Consider the following 19,773-nt stretch of genomic DNA (forward strand, 5'->3'; position numbering starts at 1 on the left):
TCTGGCCATCGGCCGGGCTTTGGTGGATATTGGACGGGTGACTTTTGAACGCGTTCAACGAAGGAGTGTCGTCGGCAGGACGTTCCTCGCGGGCCTGGCGGGCGGCGCCGCCACGGGCGCGATCTGCACCCCGCTCCCCATCCTCGTCCTCCTCGTGGGAAAGATCCTCTCCGGGGACGGCGAGCCCTCCGGCGCCGACGGCCCCGGCTCCGCTTACGGCTCCGGCTCCGGCTCGTCCGACTCCTCCGGTGCCACCGCGGTGGTCCTGGCCATCGCCGCTCTGGTGAAGCTGGGGGCGATCGGCGCCGCGGTCGGGGCCGTCGTGGGGCTCATCGTGGCCGTGCCCGTCGCGATGATCATGGCCGCGGCGGCGCCCGGGCTGGTCGGGCAGCCCCTGGCGGCGCGGATGGTGTGCGCCTGCGCGTGCGGGCTCTCGACCGTCGCGTTCATCGTCGCGATCATCGCGCCGGCCGGAAGCTGGGACCAGTCGTTCTTCGGCAACCCGCTGCTCGTGGGGCCCCCGCTGGTGTTCGCGGTGTTCGTCGGCTACCGCTACGGGCCGCGCCTGGTCGCCGCCGATGCTCCGGGGACACCCGCTCCGTCCGCCGGAGCGGAGACGGTCTCCGGCGAGCGCCCGGACGCCTGAAGGCACCCGGCGCGGGGCCGGGCGCTCGGTATGCTGGCGGGGATTCCCCATGACCGAGACACCCGCCGACCGCCCGGACGACCCTCCGGTGCCGCCGGTCGACCCCGATGTGGACCTCCACCTCCCGCGGCAGCGCGCCGAACTGCGCCAGGCCCCGTGGAGCACGCTGGCGGCGATCTCGGTCGGCGGGGTGATCGGGGCGCTGGCCCGGTACGGGCTCGCCGAGGCGTTCCCGCGGCCGGCGGGCGGCTTCCCCTGGGCCACGTTCGCGACCAACGCGGCCGGGTGCGCGCTGATCGGCGTGCTGATGGTGCTCATCACCGAGACCCGGCGGGCCCACCGGCTGACCCGTCCGTTCCTCGGGGCCGGGGTGCTCGGCGGGTTCACCACGTTCTCCGCCTACATCGCCGACATCGGGCGGCTGGCCGCCGAGGGCGCCCCGGGACTCGCCCTGGTCTACCTGTCCGCCACCGCTCTCGCCGCGGTGGCCGCCGTCCACCTGGCCGCCGCCGGGACCCGCGCGATCACCCGGCCCCGCCGTACGGACCCGGCGGCTGGGGAGGCGGCGTGAGCGAGCGGAGTGAGCGAGCCGTGGGCGCAGCAGCGTCGCGAGCGTGGCCGATGGAGGAGGGCATTTGAGCGCGCTGCTGGTGGCGCTCGGCGCGGCGGTCGGAGCGCCGCTGCGCTACCTGGCCGACCGGGCCGTCCAGGCCCGCCACGACGCGACCTTCCCCTGGGGCACCTTCACCGTCAACACGGCCGGATCGGCGCTGCTCGGCCTCCTGCTCGCGCTCCCCGTCGACGGCTGGGTGACGGCGCTGGCCGGGACCGGGTTCTGCGGCGCGCTGACCACCTACTCCACCTTCGCCTACGAGACGGTACGGCTGGCCGGGAACGGCGAGCGCCTGCGGGCGATCCTCAACGTCGCCGCGAGCATCGCCGGCGGCCTGGGCGCCGCCTGGTGCGGCACCCTCCTCGCCCAAGCCCTCTCCTGACCCGCTCCCGGTGATCATCCTCCGGGAAACGCACGCTTCCTGTGCTCGGGTCCAAGGGGTCTTCTGTCACCGGGGCGGACGAGTTCAAGGGAGCCTCCGGTACGGCGTGCGCCGAGGGAGGTGAGGAGTGTGACGGAGGCCGTGTTGGTGACGTCGGCCTCGGCGGCCACTTCGGGGACTCCGCGGTCGTGCAGGACGCTGAACACCTGGGCGAGCAGGCCCCTGGCCAGCCCGCGGCGGCGGTACGGACGCCCCGCCGCGATCAGGCCGAGCCGGGGGCGGGCCGGGTCGTTCCAGATCCGGACCAGTCCGGCGTACCGGCCGGTCGACCGCTCGACGGCGACGAGGTAGACGGCGGGGTCGAAGGCCGCGGAGCCGTACGTCTGCTCGCGGAAACCTTGCCGGTCCCATCTCCAGCCGTCGCAGCCGGGGACGTCCTGCCGCAGCTCGTCGTCCAGCTCCCGGAGCCGGTCCTCCTCCACCTGGTCGGCGGTGACGAGCTCGAACCCCACGGGCACGGTCACCCCGGCCAGTCCGGTGACCGCCGGATCGGTCGGCACGGTGTAGACGTGATCCCGCCGTCCGATCACGAACCCCGACTCCGCGAGAGTCTCGCATGCCTCGGCGTCGGACTCGGAGATCTCGGTGTGGAGGTCCCGGGGGAAGTGCCCTGCGACGGCCCGCACGAGCGGTGTGTACGCCTCGGCGCGGCAGGAACGGAAGAGGACGAGACACCGGCCATCCGGCCGTGCGAAAGCCGTGACCTCGCCGATGACCTCCTCGCCGCGGCGGGCGATCCAGCGACCGGGCTCCCCGGTGACGATCACGTCCATGCCGTGGACCATATGTGTGCCGGAAGACCGCATGCCACTGTATTTGGGACTTACTCCGTTGTCTCCGGCAAAGGGGTCGCTCCGAAATCGCCTTCGGGCTCGTGAATGATCAGCGCGTGCAATGCAGGGTCCGCATAGACCTCGGCGGTGTGGTGCCACTGGGCCAGCAGCACCGCGACGGGGGCGAGGTCGTCCGATGCCGTCGCTTCGCGAGTCACGTCCACCAGCTCGCGTAGGAATGCCTCGGCGTCGTCGTCGGGCAGGAAGGAGACCCAGGGCAACGCCTCGCGCAGCGCTTCTTGCCCCGTCCCGATGTCACCCGGCCGGACCAGGCCGGCCAGCAGACCGGCGGTGAAGCCGACGACTGCGCCGTCATGCTCCAGTTGGTCGAGCAACTCGCTGAGCGGTACTTCTTCGTAGGCGCTGCTCACGAGGTCCACGCTATTTCGGATGAGCGCACCCGGAGACGCACATCCTCTACTGATCAGGGGGAGTTGAGTTCGCGGTGGACGGCGGGGACGACCTTGCGGAGGTAGCGGCCGAGTTTGACGAAGGACTCGCCGCTCGCGCGGAAGGCGTAGCGGATCGGGACCTCGTGGTAGCGGTAGCCCTTGGCGAGCAGGTCGAGGGTGAGGACCTGGGCGTAGTTGTAGTCGTGGATCACCTCGGCGGCGCGGGCCGCGCCGGGTGAGAAGGCCCGGTAGCCGCTCTGGCCGTCGGTGACGTCGTGCCGGGTCATCCAGCGGACCCACGCGGTGAGGACCCGGTTGCCGAAGCGCCGGTGCGGGAGCATGCGGTCGATGGTCCCGGTGAACCGGGAGCCCACCACGTAGTCGGCCTCGCCGGACAGGACCGGCCCCGCGAGGGCCTCGATGTCCTCGGGGAAGTACTCCAGGTCGGCGTCGAGGTAGACCACCGCCGCCGGGCCGAGCCGTACGGCCTCCGCCAGCCCGCGGCGCACCGCGGCGCCCAGGCCGAGGTTGTGCGGCTGGGCGACCACGGTCGCGCCGGCGTCGCGGGCGCGGGCGGCCGAGGCGTCGGAGGAGCCGTCGTCGATCACGATCGTGACCAGCGGGCGACCGCCGACCTCGGCCGGGAGGCGCCCGACGACCTCGGCGACCGTCTCCTCCTCGTCGAAGACCGGGATGAACGCGACCACCGGCGCGTCCGGGGCGACCTGCAGCGGCTGCGGGCGCGGGGGGAGGACGCGGGGCAGCCTGAGCCTGGTGGGAGTCACGAGCGCGACACCTCCGACGACGAGGGAGTAGGCGGTCTTCAGGGCGTGGGTGAGCAGCGCGACCGCGAAGGCCGGGCCGGAGGCGACGCCGAGCGCGGTCAGCGCGGCCGTGGCCGCGGCCTCGTAGGAGCCGAACCCGCCCGGGGTCACGGCCACGGTCTGGGCGGCGATGGTCACGGCCGTCACGGCCACCGCCTCGGCGGGACTCAGCCCCACCCCGGCCAGCCGCGCCACCTCGTAGACCACCGCCGCCTCCAGCACCCAGGCCGCCGCGGCCGCGGCGAAGACGACGGGGAGCGCGGTCCACCTCGACCGGCCCAGCCAGAACGCCCCGGCGAGCATCGCGAGGGCGAGGACGGCGGCCAGCGGCCGGATCCAGGGGCCGGTCAGGGCGGTGACCAGGGCCGGGGCGGCGGCGAGGGCCAGGAGGGCGACGGCGAGCAGGTCGGCGGAGCGGAGGGTGACGGTGGAGGCGACCACCGGGGCGGCGGGCAGGGCGGTCCGGCGCAGGACCGTGGTCACCCGCAGGGCCTCGCCCAGGCGGAACGGCAGGACGTGGTTGCCGAGCAGGGAGACGTGCAGCGCGGCCCAGGAGTGGCCGAGGGAGAGGCCGGGCAGCACCCGGCGCCAGGACCACGCCCGCAGGGCGAACGCGCAGCCGTACATCACGAGGGCGAGCAGCACCCCGAGCGGGTCGCGCAGCAGCGCCCGGCCCGCCGAGGCGAGGTCCGGGCCGGAGACGACCCGGGTGAGGTAGACGACGGCGGCGGCGAGGACCGCCAGGCCGAGGACGCGGCGGACCGTCTTGAGGAGGGACGGAGACGCGTGCCCGGACGCAGGAGGGCTCCCGGACGGGCGGGCGCGGGGGGAGAGCGAGCGCCGGGCCAGTTCGGCGAGGAGGCGGTGCGGAGCGGGCACTCAGGGTCCTTTAAGGTTTCGCTTGGTGAGGTTAGGCTACCTTTACTGAGCGTGAGGAGAGGATGCGGTGTCAGTCGTCGTCACCGGCTCCGCCGGATTCATCGGCCGGACGCTGGTCGAGACACTCGCCGCCGCCGGGGAGAGGGTCATCGGCATCGACCGGGCGCCCCAGCCGCCGCGGCCCGGCCTGACCGTCCTCACCGCCGACCTCCTCTCCGATGACGATCTCGTCCGGGCCGCCCTGGAGGACGCCGCCGTCGTCTACCACCTCGCCGGCTGCCCCGGAGTGCGGGACCGCGGCGCCGACGTCGCCCGGCGCAGGCGGCGCGACAACGTGCTGGCCGGGGCGCGGGTGCTCGCCACCGTCCCGCGGAGCGTCCCGGTGCTCGTCGCCTCGTCCAGCTCGGTGTACGGCGGGGCGCGCGGCGGCCGCCCCAGCCACGAGACCGACCCGCTGCGGCCCGTCGGGGGCTACGCCCGGAGCAAGACCGCGCTGGAGCGGCTGTGCGCCGAGCGGCTCGCCCGCGGCGGCCGCACCACCGTGATCCGGCCGTTCACCGTGGCGGGCGAGGGCCAGCGGCCCGACATGGCGCTCTCGCTCTGGCTGGCGGCGGCCCGCGAGGGGCGCCCGCTCCGGGTGCTCGGCTCGCTCGACCGCACCCGCGACGTGACCGACGTGCGGCAGGCCGCCCGGGCCATGGCCGATCTGGCCGCCGCGGGCGCCCAGGGCGCCGTGAACGTCGGCACGGGCCGCGGCCAGTCCCTCCGCGCGATGGCCGCCGCCGTCGCCGAGGCGCTGGACACCGAGGTCTCCTTCACCGTCGAGCCGGCCCCCGCCGTCGAGCCCGGCGCCTCCCTCGCCGACGTCCGCCGCCTGCGCTCCCTGATCGGCTGGTCCCCCGAGACCGACCTGCGCGGCCTCGTCCGCCGCCAGGCCGCCGCCGCGCATCCCCTGGTGGAGGCGACGTGACCGCCGACCACCCGCCGGAGACCCGCGCGGCGGACGCTCCCTCCGCCGGGCCGGACCCCCTCCCCGGGGGAGCCGGCGCGGCCGGTCCCGGGGCGGCGCGGTCCGGCGCCGTGCGGACGGCGATCGGCCTGGTCGCGGTGGTCGCGACGGCGGCCGCGCTGCTCGGGATCGGCGTGCGGGCGCGGTTCGGCGGGCACGTGGCCGTGGACGAGCCGCAGTACCTGCTCACCGCCCTGTCGATCTTCGAGGACCTCGATCTCGACATCACCGACGAACTGGCCGAGCGGCGCTGGGCGCCCTGGGCCGGGACCGAGGCGCTGCCCGTGCAGACCGAGGTGCTCGCCGACGGCACGCAGATCAGCCCGCACGACCCGCTGCTCCCGATCCTCCTGGCCGTCCCGATGGGCCTGGGCGGGTGGATCGCGGCCAAGGCAGCCATGGCGCTCATGGCGGGGGCGCTCGCCGCGCTGACCCTGTGGACGGCGGTCCGGAGGTTCGCCGTCCCGGTGCGGCTCGCCGCCGGCGGCGTGCTCCTGGCCTCGGCGTCCCCGCCCCTGGCGGTCTACGGCCAGCAGGTCTACCCGGAGCTGCCGGCGGCGCTGGCCGCCGTCGCCGCGCTGGCGGTGCTGACCGGGCCCGCCTTCGCGGGCGGGGCGCGGGCGGGCGGTGCGGAGAGGCCGCCGCGGATCCGGCGCGACGTCGCCGTGTTCGGGCTGCTGATCACCGCGCTGCCGTGGCTCTCGGTCAAGTACGCCCCGGTGGCCGCGGTGCTCGCGCTGCTCGGCCTGTGGCGGCTCCGGGCCGACCGCGGCACGCTGCTCTCCCTGGCCGGCGGGTTCGCCGCGATGGGCGCCGCCTACCTGGCGGTCCACCGCCTCGTCTGGGGCGGCTGGACGGTCTACGCCAGCGGCGACCACTTCCAGGCGTCGGGCGAGTTCGGCGTGATGGGCTTCGATCCCGACTACGCGGGCCGCGCCGTACGGCTGGTCGGGCTGATGGCCGACCGGGGGTACGGCCTGGCCGCCTGGCAGCCCGCCTGGCTGCTGCTCCTGCCCGCCGTCGGGTACGGCCTCCTGCCCGCCCTGCGCCGGCGCCGCTCCGGCGGGCCCGCCGTCCCGGGCGACGCCCCGGCCGGCACCTCCCGCGGCACCTCCCACGGCGCTTCCCGCGCGGTTGCCCGCGATGCCTTCCACAGCGCCGCGCTGCTGCTCCCGCTGGCCGCAGGGTGGCTGACCGCGACCTTCGTCGCGCTGACCATGAACGGCCACTGGTGGCCGGGCCGCCAGACCGTGGTGGTGCTCCCGCTCGCCCTCCTGCTCGTCCTGGCCCTCCTGCGGGACCGGCCCGGCCTCCGCCCCGCCGGCCTCGTGCTCGGCCTCGCCGGGCTGGTGAACCATGCCTGGCTGCTGGCCGACGGCTACGCCGTGCGGATCACCTGGGTCAGCGGGTTCGAGCAGGTCGGCTCGCCGCTCTACCGGGCGGTCCGCCCGGTGCTGCCCGACTACCGGCTCGGCTGGGACGGCTTCTGGCCGCTCCACCTGGGCTGGGTCCTGGTCTCCCTCCTTCTGATCGCGTACGGCACGCCGTACCTCACGAAAGGAAGAACGCATGAAGTCGACCCCGATCCGGGTGACCGCGACGGTGCTGGCCCTGGCCGGAGCGCTGACGTTCGGCCTGACGGCCTGCGGCGGCGGTAACGAGGACGACGGCGGCTCCGGCTCCGGCTCCTCCAGCTCCTCCGAGTGACCCTCCACCGAATGACCCAGTAAGGAAAGAATCACCGATGTCGCTGCGCAGGCTGGTCGCCGCCGCTCTGATCCCTCTGGCGCTGCTCGCGTCCGCCTGCGGAGGCGGTGAGGGGGAGAGCTTCGGCGACGACTCCCTCGTCATCTACTCCGGGCGCAACGAGAACCTCGTCGGCCCGCTGATCGAGAAGCTGAGGACCGCGACCGGCCTGGACGTCCAGGTCCGGTACGGCGACAGCGCCGAACTGGCCGCGCAGATCCTCGAAGAGGGCGCGGACACGCGGGCCGACCTGTTCTTCTCGCAGGACGCCGGGGCGCTCGGGGCGCTGAGCAAGCACAGGATGCTCGCCCCGATCGCCCCGGCGGCGCTGGACAGGGTCCCGGCCGAGTACCGCGGGTCCGACGGCACCTGGGTGGGCCTCTCCGGCCGGTCCCGCGTGATCGTCTACGACCCCCGGACCGTCACCGCCCCGCCCAAGAGCGTCTTCGAGCTGACCGACCCCAGATGGCAGGGCAAGGTCGGCTGGGCCCCGACGAACGCGTCCTTCCAGTCCTTCGTCACCGCGCTGCGCGTGCTCTCCGGCGAGGACAGGGCCCGGCAGTGGCTGGAGGCGATGAAGGCCAACGGCACCCAGACCTTCTCCAACAACGTCAACATCCTCAACGCGGTCGACGAGGGCAAGCTCCAGCTCGGCCTGATCAACCACTACTACTGGTACGAGAAGGTGGCCGAGCGGGGCGCGAACGGCGTGCCGTCCCGGCTCGCCTACCTGCCCGGCGGCGACCCGGGCGCGCTGGTCAACGTGGCGGGCGTGGGCGTGCTCAAGGACTCCGAGCACGCCGCCGCCGCGCACAAGGCGGTCGACTTCCTGCTCGGCACCGAGGCGCAGAAGTACTTCGCCGACACGACCAAGGAGTACCCGCTGATCTCCGGTGTGGCGACCGCCGCCGGACTGCCGCCGTTCGACTCGCTCAAGGGCCCCGAGGTCGACCTGTCCAAGCTCGACTCGATCGAGCAGACCATCACCCTGCTGCAAGAAGTGGGCCTGGTCTGACGTGACGATTCGCCGTATCCCGGCGGGACTGCTGGCGCCGGCCGGGGTGACGGCGGCGCTGGCGCTCCTGCCGGTGGGGTACCTGCTGGTGCGCGCGGGCGAGGGCGGCGCCGGAGGGGTGGCCGCGACGCTGCTGCGGGCCAGGACGGCGGAGCTGGCCCTGCGCAGCCTGGGCCTGGCCGCCGCGGTGACCGTGCTCTGCACGGCCATCGGGATCTCCCTGGCCTGGCTGGTCGTCCGGAGCGACCTGCCCGGCCGCCGGGTCTTCGGGGTGCTGGCGGCGCTGCCGCTCGCCGTGCCGTCCTACGTCGCCGCCTACACCTGGGTGGCCGCGACCGACATCGAGGGATTCGCCGGGTCGGTGCTGGTGCTGACGCTCTGCAGCTACCCGTACGTCTACCTCCCGGTGGCCGCCGCGCTCAGCCGGATGGACCCGGCGGCGGAGGAGGTCGCCCTCTCCCTGGGGCGGAGCAGGTTCGGCGTCGTGCTCCGGCAGTTGCGGCCCTCGGCCGCCGCCGGGGCGCTGCTGGTCGCCATGTACGTGCTCGCCGAGTTCGGCGCGGTGGCGATCATGCGGTTCGACGTGTTCACCACGCAGATCTACACCTCGTACCGGGCGGGCTTCAACCGCACCCCGGCCGCGGTGCTCGGCCTGCTGCTGGTGCTGGTCACGCTGGTGGTCGTGGCGGCCGAGTCCCGCACCCGGGGACGGGCCGCCTACGCCATGCGCGGCGCCCCGGCGCGCAGGCCCCCGGCGGTACGGCTCGGCGGTGCGGCCCGCGCGGCGGCGACGGCCTGGTGCGCCGCGCTGGCCGGTCTCGCGGTCGGGTTCCCGCTGGCGAGCATCTGCTACTGGCTGGCCGACGGCTCCTCCGCCGGGGTGGACGCGGCCGCGCTCGCCGAGGCGGTCGCCGCCACGCTGGGCGTCGCGGCGGCGGGGGCGCTGCTCACCACCGCGCTGGCCGTGCCGGTGGGCGTCGTCGCGGCCCGCTACCGCGGGCGCACCGCGGCCTTCCTGGAGCAGTCCACCTACGTCGGGCACTCGCTGCCGGGCATCGTCATGGCGCTCTCCCTGGTGTTCTTCGCGGTCCGCTACGTCCCGGCGGTCTACCAGCGCTGGCCGCTGCTGGTGGTCGCCTACGCGGTGCTGTTCATGCCCGCCGCCGTCGGCGCGGTGCGGGCCTCGGTGCTGCAGTCGCCGCCGGTCCTGGAGGAGGTCGCCCGCTCGCTGGGGCGCACCCCGCTGCGGGCGCTGCGCGAGGTCACCCTGCCGCTGGCCCTGCCCGGCGTGCTCGCCGGGGCCGCGCTGGTGTTCCTGACCGCGATGAAGGAGCTGCCCGCTACCCTGCTGCTCCGGCCGACCGGCATGGACACCCTCGCCACCGAGCTGTGGACGGAGACCGGCTCCGGCGCGTACGGCGCCGCCGCGCCGTACGCCGCCCTGCTGATGCTGCTCGCGGCCGTCCCGGGATTCGTGCTCGGCCGCCGTTCTCTCGAGGAGGCCTCGTGAAGCTCACCGTCACGGACGTGCGCAAGTCCTTCGGCGCGACCGAGGTGCTGCGCGGGGCGTCGCTCACCGTCGGGGAGGGCGACCTCGCCGCGGTGCTCGGCCCGTCCGGCTGCGGCAAGACCACGCTGCTGCGGATCGTCGCGGGCTTCGAGGGACTGGACGCCGGGTCGGTGCGGATCGGCGACCGCGAGGTCGCCGGCCTCCCGCCGGAGAAGCGCCGGGTCGGGATCGTGCCGCAGGAGGCGGCGCTCTTCCCGCACCTGTCGGTGGCCCGCAACGTCGGGTTCGGCCTGCCGCGCGGCGCGGCCGGGCGGGCCGCGCGGATCGAGGAGTGCCTGGAGCTGGTCGGGCTGGCCGGGTACGGCGAGCGCATGCCGCACCAGATCTCCGGCGGGCAGCAGCAGCGGGTGGCGCTGGCCCGGGCGCTGGCGCCCCGGCCAGGGGTGGTCCTGCTGGACGAGCCGTTCAACGCGCTGGACAGGTCCCTGCGGGTGAGCGTCCGCGACGAGGTGCGGGCGGCGCTGAAACGGGCCGGGGCCACCGCCGTGCTCGTCACGCACGACCAGGAGGAAGCGCTGTCCATGGCCGACACCGTCGCGGTCATGCGGGAGGGCCGGATCGTCCAGGAGGGCACCCCGGCGGCGGTCTACGCGGCCCCGCGCGACCTCGGCGTGGCGACGTTCGTGGGGGAGGCGGTGGTCCTGGCGGCCTCCGGCGGCGGGAACGGCGGGGGCGGCGGGGGCGGCGGGGGCACGGTCTCGTGCGAGCTCGGCAGCCTGCCGCGGCGCTCCGGCGGGGGGTCCGGTCCCGGCCGGGTCGCGCTCCGCCCCGAGCAGTTCGTGCTCGGCGCGCCCGGAGAGGGCGCGGGCGGGGTGGTCGAGCGGGTGGAGTTCTTCGGGCACGACGCGGCGGTGACGGTGGCGCTGGAGTCGGGGACCGTGATCCGGGCCCGCACGCGCGGCGACGTGCCGCACCGGCCGGGTGACCGGGTCGGCGTCACGGTCGAGGGACCGGTGCTGTTCTTCGCCGGGTGACCGGGCCCGCCGCGGCCCCGCCGGGCGCCCGGGACGCGTCCTCGCGCCGGGCCCTCCGCCGGGCCCTCCGGCGGGGCCGTCGCGGGGCCCGCCCGGCGGTGGAAGCGCCGCCTGCGCCGCGCTGACGAGGCGAAACATGCTGATCTCCGTTCTTTCCCCCGAAGGAGGGGAAGGAGAGACGAGGGTGCCGGAAACTCACATCTCGGGGGAGATCCGTGAACGCATGGACGTTCGAGACCCAGCCGGGCGCGCTGGGCGACAGCGCGGTGACGCTGGTGGAGGGCAGTTCCTTCTGCGTCTGCGCGAGCAGCGGCGACATCGTGCCGGGCGGGGCGCAGGGGATCTACCACGCCGACACCCGGTTACTGTCGCGCTGGGAGCTGAGGGTGGACGAGTCCCCGGTCGAGCCGCTCCGGGTGCTCCCGGCCGAGCCGTACCACGCGACGTTCCTCGGCCGGACCCGGCCGCGGCCGGGCCAGGCGGAGAGCACCCTGCTGGTGATCAGGGACCGCTACGTCGGCGGCGGCCTGCGGGAGGACGTGACCCTGCGGAACATGTCCGACGAGGCCGCCGGATGCGTGGTCACCCTCCACGTCGGCTCCGACCTGGCCGACCTGTTCGAGGTGAAGGGCGGCCACGTCCAGCACGTCTCGGGGGTGGAGACGTCGGCCGACACGTCCGGGCTGCTGATCATGGCGGCCGGCCGGGCGCGCGGGGCGCGGGTGGTGACCGACCCCATGCCCGCGGCCACGCCGGGCCTGCTCACCTTCCGGGCGGTCGTGCCCGCACGCGGCGAATGGCTCGTCACCGTGCAGGTCAACCCGATCCTGGAGGGAGAGGAGTCGCCGGCCTGGTTCTCCACCCAGCACCCGCTGGAGCACGCCGAGCCCGCGCGGCGGCGCGCCGACTGGGAGCGGCTCAGCCCGGTCGTCACCACCTCCAACCGGACCCTGGCCCAGATCCTGCGCCAGTCCAGGGAGGACCTCGGCTCCCTGCGGATCTTCGAACCGGACAAGCCGGGCGAGCTGCCGTCGATCGCCGCGGGCGCGCCGTGGTTCATGACGCTGTTCGGCCGCGACTCGCTGCTGACCTCCTGGATGGCGCTCCCGCTGGACCAGTCCCTGGCGCTGGGCACCCTGCGCCGCCTGGCCCGGCTGCAGGGCACCGTGGACGACCCGCTCACCGAGGAGGAGCCGGGAAAGATCCTGCACGAGATCCGCTTCGGGGCGCAGACCGGCGCGACGCCGTTCGCCAGCCACGCCTACTACGGCTCGGTCGACTCCACCGCGCTGTTCGTGATGCTCCTGGGCGAGCTGCGCCGGTGGGGCCTGCACAACGAAGCGGTCGACGAGCTCATGCCGTACGCCGACGCCGCCCTCGGCTGGATCTCCCGCTCCGCCGACCCGTTCCTGTACTACCGCCGCAAGACCGACCACGGCCTGCTCAACCAGGGCTGGAAGGACTCCTACGACGGGATCAACTTCGCCGACGGCACGCTGGCCCGGCCGCCCATCGCGCTGGCCGAGGTCCAGGGGTACGTCTACGCCGCCTACATCGCCCGCTCCCACTTCGCCGCCGAGGCCGGGGACCACGAGCAGGAGGAGCGCTGGGCCTCCCGGGCGGCGCGCCTCAGGGAGGCGTTCAACGAGCGGTTCTGGCTGCCGGAGCGGGGGTACTACGCGATGGGCCTCGACGGAGGCGGGCGCGCCGTCGACGGTCTCGGCTCCAACATGGGGCACTGCCTGTGGACCGGGATCGTCGACGAGGACAAGGCGGGGCACGTCGCCGAGCACCTGCTCTCGCCCGCGATGTTCACCGGCTACGGCGTGCGGACCCTGGCCTCCACGATGGGCGCCTACAACCCGATGAGCTACCACAACGGCTCGGTCTGGCCGCACGACAACGCCCTGGTCGCGGCCGGCCTGATGCGGTACGGCTTCGCGGAGGGGGCGCGCCGGATCGCGTTCGGGCTGATGGACGCGGCCAAGGCGTTCAACTGGCGGCTGCCGGAGCTGTTCTGCGGGTTCGACCGGACCGAGTTCGCCGCGCCGGTGCCGTACCCGACCTCGTGCTCCCCGCAGGCCTGGGCCGCCGCGGCCCCCATCCAGCTGGTCCGCACCCTGCTCCGCCTGGACCCGTGGGTGACCCACGGCCAGGTCTGGCTGGATCCCGTCGGACTGAAGAACCTGAAGATCTCCGGCCTCCAGATAGCCGGTTCCCGGGTCACGATCGAGGTCGGCGACGAGGGGGTCGCCGTCTCCGGGCTGCCGGAGGGAGTGACCCTGTTCAACGAACCGCGCAGGCCGGTGACCGCGGCCCTGCGGTAGTCCCCTGGCCGTCTCCGCCCGGCGGGCCGGGCGGCCTTAGGTGAGGTTGAGATGGTTTCCACAGACGTTCCGGCAGGAGAGGCCCCCCGGGGGTCCGGCGGGATGCGGATCGTGATGATCGCGCCGCCCTGGTACGAGGTGCCGCCCCGGGGATACGGAGGCATCGAGTCGATGCTGGCCGACCTCGTCGAGGGACTCTCCCGCCGCGGCCACGACGTCGTGCTGATCGGGGCGGGCAGACCGGGCACGTCCGCGCGCTTCCTGCCCACCTACGACCCGCCGCCCTCCGAGCGGATCGGCGAGTCGATGCCCGAGGTGGTGCACGCCGCCAAGGCGTGCCGCCTGGCCGCGGAGCTGGAGGCGGACATCGTCCACGACCACTCGACGGCCGGGCCGCTGGCCGCGGCCGCGCGCGGTGCGCCGACGGTGGTCACCTGCCACGGCGACGTGGACGGCGAACTCGCCGAGTACTACCGGGCGCTCGGCCGCGACGTCGCGGTGGTCGCCATCTCCGAGGCCCAGCGGCGGGCCGCCCCCGACCTGAACTGGGCCGGGGTGGTGCACAACGCCGTCGACACCGCGTCCTTCCCCTTCCGGGAGGACAAGGAGGACTGGGTCCTGTGGCTCGGCCGGTTCAACCCGGACAAGGGCGTTCACCTGGCCGTCGACGCCGCCCGCGCGGCGGGCCGGCGGATCCTGCTGGCGGGCAAGCTCACCGAACAGGTCGAGAAGGACTACTTCGACGAACAGGTCAGGCCCCGGCTCGGCCCCGGCGTCGAGTACATCGGCGAGGCCGGCACGGCCCGCAAGCGCGAGCTGCTCTCGGCTGCGAGCTGCCTGGTCTTCCCGATCATCTGGGCGGAGCCGTTCGGGATGGTCATGATCGAGGCCATGGCCTGCGGGACCCCCGTGGTCGCCCTGGACCGGGGCGCCGTGCCCGAGGTGGTGGTGGACGGGGTCACCGGGTTCGTCCTGAGCCGGGAGGAGGACCTCCCCGCGGCCATCGGGGCCGTCGGCGCGATCCGGCCGGAGGACTGCCGGGCCCACGTCCGGCGGAACTTCGACGTCGAGGTCATGGCCAGGGGGTACGAGCGGGTCTACCGCCGGGTGGCGGCGGCCGGGGGAAAGGCCGGGGGAGGAGACCTGGACCTGGCGCTGCCCGTCGCTCCCGACGGCCTTATGTTGGGGTGACGGCATCCGGCGGCGCCGTGGCCGCCGTACAGCGGAAGGGACTGCCATGGGTGAGTTCGTGCGGGTCGAGGCGGCCGGCGGGGTGGCGACGATCAGGCTCGACCGGCCGAAGATGAACGCGCTCAACGGGCAGGTCCAGCGGGAGATCGGCGAGTGCGCCCGGCAGGTGGACGCCGACCCGGCCGTCTCCGCCGTGGTGCTCTACGGCGGCGAGCGGGTGTTCGCGGCGGGCGCCGACATCAAGGAGATGGCCGACATGTCCTACGCCGACATGGCGGCGCACTCCGCGGTGCTCCAGGACTGCTTCACCGCCGTCGCGAGGATCGGCAAGCCGGTCATCGCGGCGATCACCGGGTACGCGCTCGGCGGCGGGTGCGAGCTGGCCCTGTGCGCCGACATCCGGATCGCCGGAGAGTCGGCCAAGCTGGGGCAGCCGGAGATCCTGCTCGGCATCATCCCGGGCGCGGGCGGCACCCAGCGCCTGCCCCGGCTGGTCGGACCGGCCAGGGCCAAGGACCTCGTCTTCACCGGCCGTCACGTGACCGCCGCCGAGGCGCTGCAGATCGGGCTGGTCGACCGGGTGGTCCCGGACGCCGACGTGTACACCGAGGCCCTCGCCTACGCCGCGAGGTTCGCCGGCGGCCCGGCCGTGGCCCTGCGCGCCGCCAAGCAGGCGATCGACCACGGCCTGGAGGCCGATCTGGACACCGGCCTGGAGATCGAGCGGCTGCAGTTCTCGGCGCTGTTCGCCACGGACGACGCCACGATCGGCATGCGGGCCTTCGCGGAGAAGACCCGGGCGAAGTTCACCGGCCGCTGAGCTTCCTGGCTGCTGATCTGTCCTGGTAGATCATGGTTTACCGGTATCGTGCACGTTTATGGTGCGGTTGGCGAAGCGTGCTCTGATTCCGGCAGGTCTGCGGCGGCTGGTCCGCGGCTGGTTCGACGCCCGGTACATCTCCCGGGCCGACCACCGGCAGGACATCAGGGACGCCCTGTGGGAGGTCCGGACACTGAGCCGCGAGGTCACCGCGCTCCGTGCCGAGGTCGAGCGGCTCCGCGCCCAGGGGGCGGGGAGCGGGGGCGCGGCCGGGGTCCGGGCCGAGGCGGCCCAGGTGCGGCGGTGGGACGACGCCCACCGCCTGGCCACCGAGAGCGCGGCCGCGATGGACCGGCTGCTCCAGAACGAGGTGCTGCTCTGGCAGGCCGTGGACCGCCTGTCCGGGGACGGCGGCGGAGACGCGGGCGCGGCTGCCGCCGGGGACCGGGCGCTGCCCTCCGGGAGCGTGGCGTGAGGGTCGCCTGGGAGCCCGACGGGAAGGTCTGGAGGCTCGCCTTCCGGCTGGACGCGGAGGACTCCATCACCGGTCACTGCTCCGACGGCCAGGCGCTGAAGCTGGCCACGAACTCGTTCCGGGTGGAGCTGCCGCGCGAGCCGCGGGAGATCCACCCCGACCTGCTCGCCCTGGCCGCGTGGACCGTCGTCGCACCGTGGACGCGGCGGCGGGTCGTCTTCGACCGGCCCGTCTCCGCGGAGCTGGCCGAGGCGATCGAGACGGGCTGGGGGATCGGGGCCGGTCCGGTCGGCGGGGCCCCGCGCTCGGGCAGCAGGCTGGCGGTCTCCTACAGCGGCGGGGCGGACTCCGCCGCGGTGGCGGCGATGCTGCCCGACGCGCCGTTCGTGCACTTCCAGCGGGTGCCGCACCCGCGCGTGCCCAACCGCTGGACCCACTACCGCTCCGACGTCCTGGCCAGGCTGGCCGGGGAGACCGGCCGCGAGCTGGTGATCGCCCGCTCCGACCTGGAGTTCACGATCGCCGAGCCGCGGCCCGGATACCCCGAGCACCACGCGGTGGCGGCCGGGGCGCTGCTGCTGGCCGACGAGCTCGACCTGGGCGGCCTCGCCTTCGGCTACGAGATGGGCTCGCGCTGGCTGGGCGGGGGCCGCTATCTGCACAGGTACACCCCCGACAACCCGATGTGGTCCCCGCACGGCGCCTGGGGAGGGGCGTTCGCCGCGGCCGGCCTGCACATCGTGCTCCCGGTCGGCGGGGTCAGCGAGGCGGTCACCATGCGGCTCGCGCTCGGCTCCGCCCTGCGCGAGCAGGTCCGCTGGTGCCTGCGCGGGACCGGCGGTCCCTGCGGGACCTGCGGCAAGTGCCTCTACAAGGAGCTCATCCAGGCCGCGATCGAGCGCCGCCCGCTGCGCACCGCGATCACCGCGGACCGCGGGGTCGCCCGCAAGTGGCAGCAGCCCCCGCCGTACGGCGGGCAGGAGATGATCGAGTACGGCTGCGCCCGGGTGCCGGGCATCGGGGAGACCGTCTTCGCGAAGGCGGCGGAGTTCCTCCGGGCCACCGAGGAGTCCACCGCCTGGCTGGAGCGCTGCTACCCGCCCGCGGTCGAGGAGGTCCCCGAGCCGTGGCGCAAGCAGGTGCACGACTTCATGGCCGAAGAGGTCGGCTTCATGAGCGAGGATGAGGCACGCCGCGTCGAGACGTGGGGGCTGTCATGAGGGGGCCGTCGGAGGGCGCCGTCGTGGGAGCGCGGCCGCCGGGGGCGCGGCCGTGAGAGAGGCCGTTGGAGGAGGCGCCGCCGTGAGGGGCGCCGTCGTGGGGGTGCTGCCGTGAAGGTGTACGTGTCGGTGGACATGGAGGGCGCCACCGGGCTGACCGACCCGGAGGAGATGCACGCCGGGGGCCGCGGCTACGAGCGCGGCTGCGAGCTGATGACCGGCGACGCCAACGCGGTGGTGCGGGGGGCGTTCGACGCGGGGGCCGAGTCCGTGCGGGTCAACGACGCCCACGGCTCGACCAAGAACCTCAGGATCGACCTGCTCGACGAGCGCGCCACCCTGATCCGGGGGCCGGGCAAGCCGATGCGGATGGGGCAGGGCCTCGACGGGACCTACGCGGCGGCCTGCTTCGCCGGGTACCACGCGCGGGCCGGGGTCCAGCACGGCGTGCTCAACCACACCTGGATGGGCAAGGAGATCCAGAACGTCTACCTCAACGGCGAGATCTGCGGGGAGACCCGTCTGGTGGCGGCCTTCGCCGGAGCGCTCGGCGTGCCGGTGGCCCTGGTGACCGGGGACGAGGCCGTCTGCGAGGAGGCCCGCGAGCTGCTCGGCGACGTCGAGACCGTGGCGGTCAAGAACGGCATCGACCGGTTCTCCGCCGAGCTCCTCCCGCCGGCCGTGGCGCACGCCCGCATCCGCGAGGCCGCCTCCCGCGCGCTCGGCCGCCTGGCGGACTTCCGCCCGTACACGGTCGAGCCGCCCTACACGCTGGCCGTCGAGTGGAACTCCACCGCGATCGCCGCCGGGTGCGCGGTGATCCCGGGCGTGCGCGCCACCGGTCCCCGGCACACCGAGTTCACGACCGGTGACTTCGGCGAGATCATGGCCCTGTTCGGGATCTTCGCCATGATCGGCGGCCAGGTCGCCTGCGGCAGCGGGATCTACGGCTGACGATGGACGAGTCCACCGAGACCAGGACCGCGGGCGCCGGAGCCGGGGCCGGGGCCGGGACGGGGGCGGGGGGCGCCGGGACCGCGGCGGCGGGGGGCGGCGGCCGTACGGGCGGCGGGAGCGGGTCCGGCGGCCGGGCGATGACGCGGCGGGCGCTGCTCGTCGGCGTCGGCGCGGCCGGAGGGGCGGGGGCGATGTTCGCCGCCATGGGCGCGCTGGGGCTGGCCCCCGGCTCCCAGGAGAAGTCGTTCGCCCCGCCGCAGCGCTCGGACTTCGCGCTGCAGGGCCGGGGCGCGGCGAAGGTCGTCGTCCTCGGGGCCGGGATAGCCGGGCTGACCTGCGCCTACGAGCTGGGCAAGGCGGGCTACGACTGCACGGTCCTGGAGGCCGCCGAACGGATCGGCGGCAGGAACCTCACGGTGCGCGGCGGGGACCGCCTGACCGAGCTGGGCGGTGAGACGCAGACGGCGGGGTTCGGCGAGGAGACCTACTTCAACGCCGGACCGGGGCGGATCGCACCGTGGATGATCACCATGGACTACTGCCGCGAGCTGGGCGTGCCCGTCGAGGTCTTCGTGAACAACAACGCCTCGGCGTACGTCTACACCGCGGGCATGAGCGCTCCGGTCCGCGCCCGTACGGCCCGCGCCGACATGTACGGATACGTCGCCGAGCTGCTCGCCAAGGCCACCGACGCGGGGGCGCTGGACCGCCGGCTGACGGGGGAGGACCGCGAGCGGCTGCTGGAGTTCCTGCGGCGCTTCGGAGACATCGGCGAGGACCTGGCCTACCGGGGTTCGGACCGCCGGGGGTTCGCAGCCTACCCGGGCGGCGCCGAGGGCGTCCCCCTGCCCGGGCCGTCCTCCCTGGGCGAGGTGCTCGCCGCAGGGACCGGCCGGGCGATCACGATGGACTTCGGCTTCGAGCAGGCCATGCCCATGTTCCAGCCGGTCGGCGGGATGGACGCGATCGTGACCGCGCTGGCCCGCGCGGTCGGCGGGGACCGGATCGTGACCGGCGCCCCCGTCACCGGGATCAGGAACCTGCCCGGCGGCGTCGAGGTGACCCACCGCGGCGGCGTCGTCCGCGCCGACTACTGCATCGCCACGCTCCCGCCCCACCTGCTCGCCCGCCTCCGGCACAACCTCGGAGCGCAGGTCGCGGCCGCCCTGCGCACGCCCGTGCCGGCCGCCGCGGGCAAGATCGGCCTGGAGTACGGCAGGCGCTGGTGGGAGGCCGACGACCGCATCTACGGCGGCGTCACCGAGACCGACCTCGACATCACGCACATCTGGTACCCGTCGCACGGCTACCACGCGAGGAGCGGCCTGATCGTCGGCTACTACAACACCGACGAGGCCGCGGAGGCCTACGGGGCGCTTCCGCACCGCGACCGCCTGCGCCGCGCGCTCACCCAGGGCAAGAAGATCCACGGGGAGAAGTACCGGGCGGAGCTGCGGTCCAGCGTCTCCGTGGCCTGGCACCGCCGGCCGTACGCCGAGGGGGGGTGGGTGCGCTGGCCGTCCCACGACGGCGGCTTCGCCCTCCTGCAGCGCCCGGCGGGCCGCGTCTACTTCGCCGGAGACTGGCTCACCCACCTGGTCGCCTGGCAGGCCGGGGCCATGGAGTCCGCGCGCAGCGCCGTGACCGGGCTCCACCGGCGCGCCCTGGCGGCGACCTCCTAGCCGGATGCGCCCGCCCGGGCCCGGAGCCTCCCGGCCGGCCTCCGGTGCCGGAGGCGCGGGAACCGTCGCGAGGGAAGGGCAGCAGGCTCCGTCCGCCGGGGTGGCCGGGCGTGTCCGGGCGTGCCCTGGCGGCGTGGAAGTCCTGCGCCTGGCAAACT

General features: G+C 74.7%; 18 protein-coding genes. 15 read left to right on the forward strand and 3 right to left on the reverse strand.

Annotation, left to right across the window (positions count from 1 at the left end):
• Positions 1-37 precede the first annotated feature (37 nt).
• The 3 genes from FHS22_RS11200 to crcB all read left to right on the forward strand — a co-directional run bounded on the left by FHS22_RS11200 (position 38) and on the right by crcB (position 1,641).
• Complete coding sequence (locus tag FHS22_RS11200; protein WP_184940832.1) at positions 38-646, forward strand: hypothetical protein; 609 nt, start codon at positions 38-40, stop codon at positions 644-646.
• 49 nt (positions 647-695) lie between these two features.
• Positions 696-1,217: a fluoride efflux transporter FluC gene (locus FHS22_RS11205; protein WP_184940833.1), complete on the forward strand. Its 522-nt coding sequence runs from the start codon at positions 696-698 to the stop codon at positions 1,215-1,217.
• A gap of 64 nt (positions 1,218-1,281) precedes the next feature.
• A complete protein-coding gene (crcB, locus tag FHS22_RS11210; protein WP_184940835.1) occupies positions 1,282-1,641 on the forward strand; it encodes a fluoride efflux transporter CrcB in 360 nt (119 codons plus the stop codon).
• 14 nt (positions 1,642-1,655) lie between these two features.
• Here the strand turns inward: crcB and FHS22_RS11215 are convergent, their stop codons facing one another.
• Genes FHS22_RS11215 through FHS22_RS11225 form a run of 3 tightly spaced genes read right to left on the reverse strand, consistent with a single transcriptional unit; the run spans position 1,656 to position 4,629 of the window.
• Positions 1,656-2,474 carry a GNAT family N-acetyltransferase gene (locus tag FHS22_RS11215; protein ID WP_184940837.1) on the reverse strand — a complete coding sequence of 273 codons (819 nt, stop codon included), beginning with the start codon at positions 2,472-2,474 and terminating at the stop codon, positions 1,656-1,658.
• Between the two features lie 50 nt (positions 2,475-2,524).
• Positions 2,525-2,905 carry a DUF6247 family protein gene (locus FHS22_RS11220; protein ID WP_221473524.1) on the reverse strand — a complete coding sequence of 127 codons (381 nt, stop codon included), beginning with the start codon at positions 2,903-2,905 and terminating at the stop codon, positions 2,525-2,527.
• A gap of 53 nt (positions 2,906-2,958) precedes the next feature.
• Positions 2,959-4,629 (reverse strand): lysylphosphatidylglycerol synthase domain-containing protein, encoded by a 1,671-nt coding sequence (locus FHS22_RS11225; RefSeq protein WP_184940840.1) that lies wholly within the window; start codon positions 4,627-4,629, stop codon positions 2,959-2,961.
• A gap of 67 nt (positions 4,630-4,696) precedes the next feature.
• Here FHS22_RS11225 and FHS22_RS11230 point away from each other — a divergent pair, with 67 nt between their 5' ends.
• The 12 genes from FHS22_RS11230 to FHS22_RS11285 all read left to right on the forward strand — a co-directional run bounded on the left by FHS22_RS11230 (position 4,697) and on the right by FHS22_RS11285 (position 19,615).
• Positions 4,697-5,599: an NAD-dependent epimerase/dehydratase family protein gene (locus FHS22_RS11230; RefSeq protein WP_184940842.1), complete on the forward strand. Its 903-nt coding sequence runs from the start codon at positions 4,697-4,699 to the stop codon at positions 5,597-5,599.
• Positions 5,596-7,296, forward strand: a complete 1,701-nt coding sequence (locus FHS22_RS11235) for a hypothetical protein (RefSeq protein WP_184940844.1) — start codon at positions 5,596-5,598, stop codon at positions 7,294-7,296. The genes FHS22_RS11230 and FHS22_RS11235 overlap by 4 nt, the downstream gene beginning before the upstream one ends.
• An 86-nt stretch (positions 7,297-7,382) precedes the next feature.
• Entirely contained in the window at positions 7,383-8,399 is a 1,017-nt protein-coding gene (locus FHS22_RS11240; protein ID WP_184940845.1) for an iron ABC transporter substrate-binding protein, read from the forward strand.
• A gap of 1 nt (position 8,400) precedes the next feature.
• Positions 8,401-9,909, forward strand: coding sequence for an ABC transporter permease (locus FHS22_RS11245; RefSeq protein ID WP_184940847.1), 1,509 nt, complete (start codon positions 8,401-8,403; stop codon positions 9,907-9,909).
• Complete coding sequence (locus FHS22_RS11250; RefSeq protein WP_184940849.1) at positions 9,906-10,943, forward strand: ABC transporter ATP-binding protein; 1,038 nt, start codon at positions 9,906-9,908, stop codon at positions 10,941-10,943. Before FHS22_RS11245 ends, FHS22_RS11250 begins: the two co-directional genes overlap by 4 nt.
• A gap of 215 nt (positions 10,944-11,158) precedes the next feature.
• A complete protein-coding gene (locus tag FHS22_RS11255; RefSeq protein WP_184940851.1) occupies positions 11,159-13,270 on the forward strand; it encodes an amylo-alpha-1,6-glucosidase in 2,112 nt (703 codons plus the stop codon).
• 51 nt (positions 13,271-13,321) lie between these two features.
• Positions 13,322-14,461 carry a glycosyltransferase family 4 protein gene (locus tag FHS22_RS11260; RefSeq protein WP_221473525.1) on the forward strand — a complete coding sequence of 380 codons (1,140 nt, stop codon included), beginning with the start codon at positions 13,322-13,324 and terminating at the stop codon, positions 14,459-14,461.
• A gap of 46 nt (positions 14,462-14,507) precedes the next feature.
• Complete coding sequence (locus FHS22_RS11265) at positions 14,508-15,281, forward strand: enoyl-CoA hydratase/isomerase family protein (RefSeq protein ID WP_184940853.1); 774 nt, start codon at positions 14,508-14,510, stop codon at positions 15,279-15,281.
• Between the two features lie 58 nt (positions 15,282-15,339).
• The gene (locus FHS22_RS11270) at positions 15,340-15,756 is read left to right on the forward strand and encodes a hypothetical protein (protein WP_184940855.1); all 417 of its coding nucleotides are present in this window, start codon (positions 15,340-15,342) and stop codon (positions 15,754-15,756) included.
• Positions 15,753-16,976 carry a DUF6395 domain-containing protein gene (locus tag FHS22_RS11275; protein ID WP_184940857.1) on the forward strand — a complete coding sequence of 408 codons (1,224 nt, stop codon included), beginning with the start codon at positions 15,753-15,755 and terminating at the stop codon, positions 16,974-16,976. Before FHS22_RS11270 ends, FHS22_RS11275 begins: the two co-directional genes overlap by 4 nt.
• 111 nt (positions 16,977-17,087) lie before the next feature.
• Positions 17,088-17,930 carry a M55 family metallopeptidase gene (locus FHS22_RS11280; protein ID WP_184940859.1) on the forward strand — a complete coding sequence of 281 codons (843 nt, stop codon included), beginning with the start codon at positions 17,088-17,090 and terminating at the stop codon, positions 17,928-17,930.
• A gap of 2 nt (positions 17,931-17,932) precedes the next feature.
• On the forward strand, positions 17,933-19,615 hold the full coding sequence (locus tag FHS22_RS11285; RefSeq protein ID WP_275955156.1) for a flavin monoamine oxidase family protein: 1,683 nt from the start codon (positions 17,933-17,935) through the stop codon (positions 19,613-19,615).
• The last annotated feature ends 158 nt before the right edge of the window (positions 19,616-19,773 follow it).

This window comes from Thiemannella venezuelensis (assembly GCF_014203605.1).
Lineage (GTDB): Bacteria > Actinomycetota > Actinomycetes > Streptosporangiales > Streptosporangiaceae > Planomonospora_A > Planomonospora_A venezuelensis.

Bases quoted from the DNA above. Each gene is read 5' to 3' on its own strand.
- FHS22_RS11205 (WP_184940833.1), top strand. From the start codon at position 696: ATGACCGAGACACCCGCCGACCGCCCGGACGACCCTCCGGTGCCGCCG.
- FHS22_RS11215 (WP_184940837.1), bottom strand. From the start codon at position 2,474: ATGGACGTGATCGTCACCGGGGAGCCCGGTCGCTGGATCGCCCGCCGC.
- FHS22_RS11240 (WP_184940845.1), top strand. From the start codon at position 7,383: ATGTCGCTGCGCAGGCTGGTCGCCGCCGCTCTGATCCCTCTGGCGCTG.
- FHS22_RS11260 (WP_221473525.1), top strand. From the start codon at position 13,322: ATGGTTTCCACAGACGTTCCGGCAGGAGAGGCCCCCCGGGGGTCCGGC.
- FHS22_RS11265 (WP_184940853.1), top strand. From the start codon at position 14,508: ATGGGTGAGTTCGTGCGGGTCGAGGCGGCCGGCGGGGTGGCGACGATC.
- FHS22_RS11270 (WP_184940855.1), top strand. From the start codon at position 15,340: ATGGTGCGGTTGGCGAAGCGTGCTCTGATTCCGGCAGGTCTGCGGCGG.
- FHS22_RS11285 (WP_275955156.1), top strand. From the start codon at position 17,933: ATGGACGAGTCCACCGAGACCAGGACCGCGGGCGCCGGAGCCGGGGCC.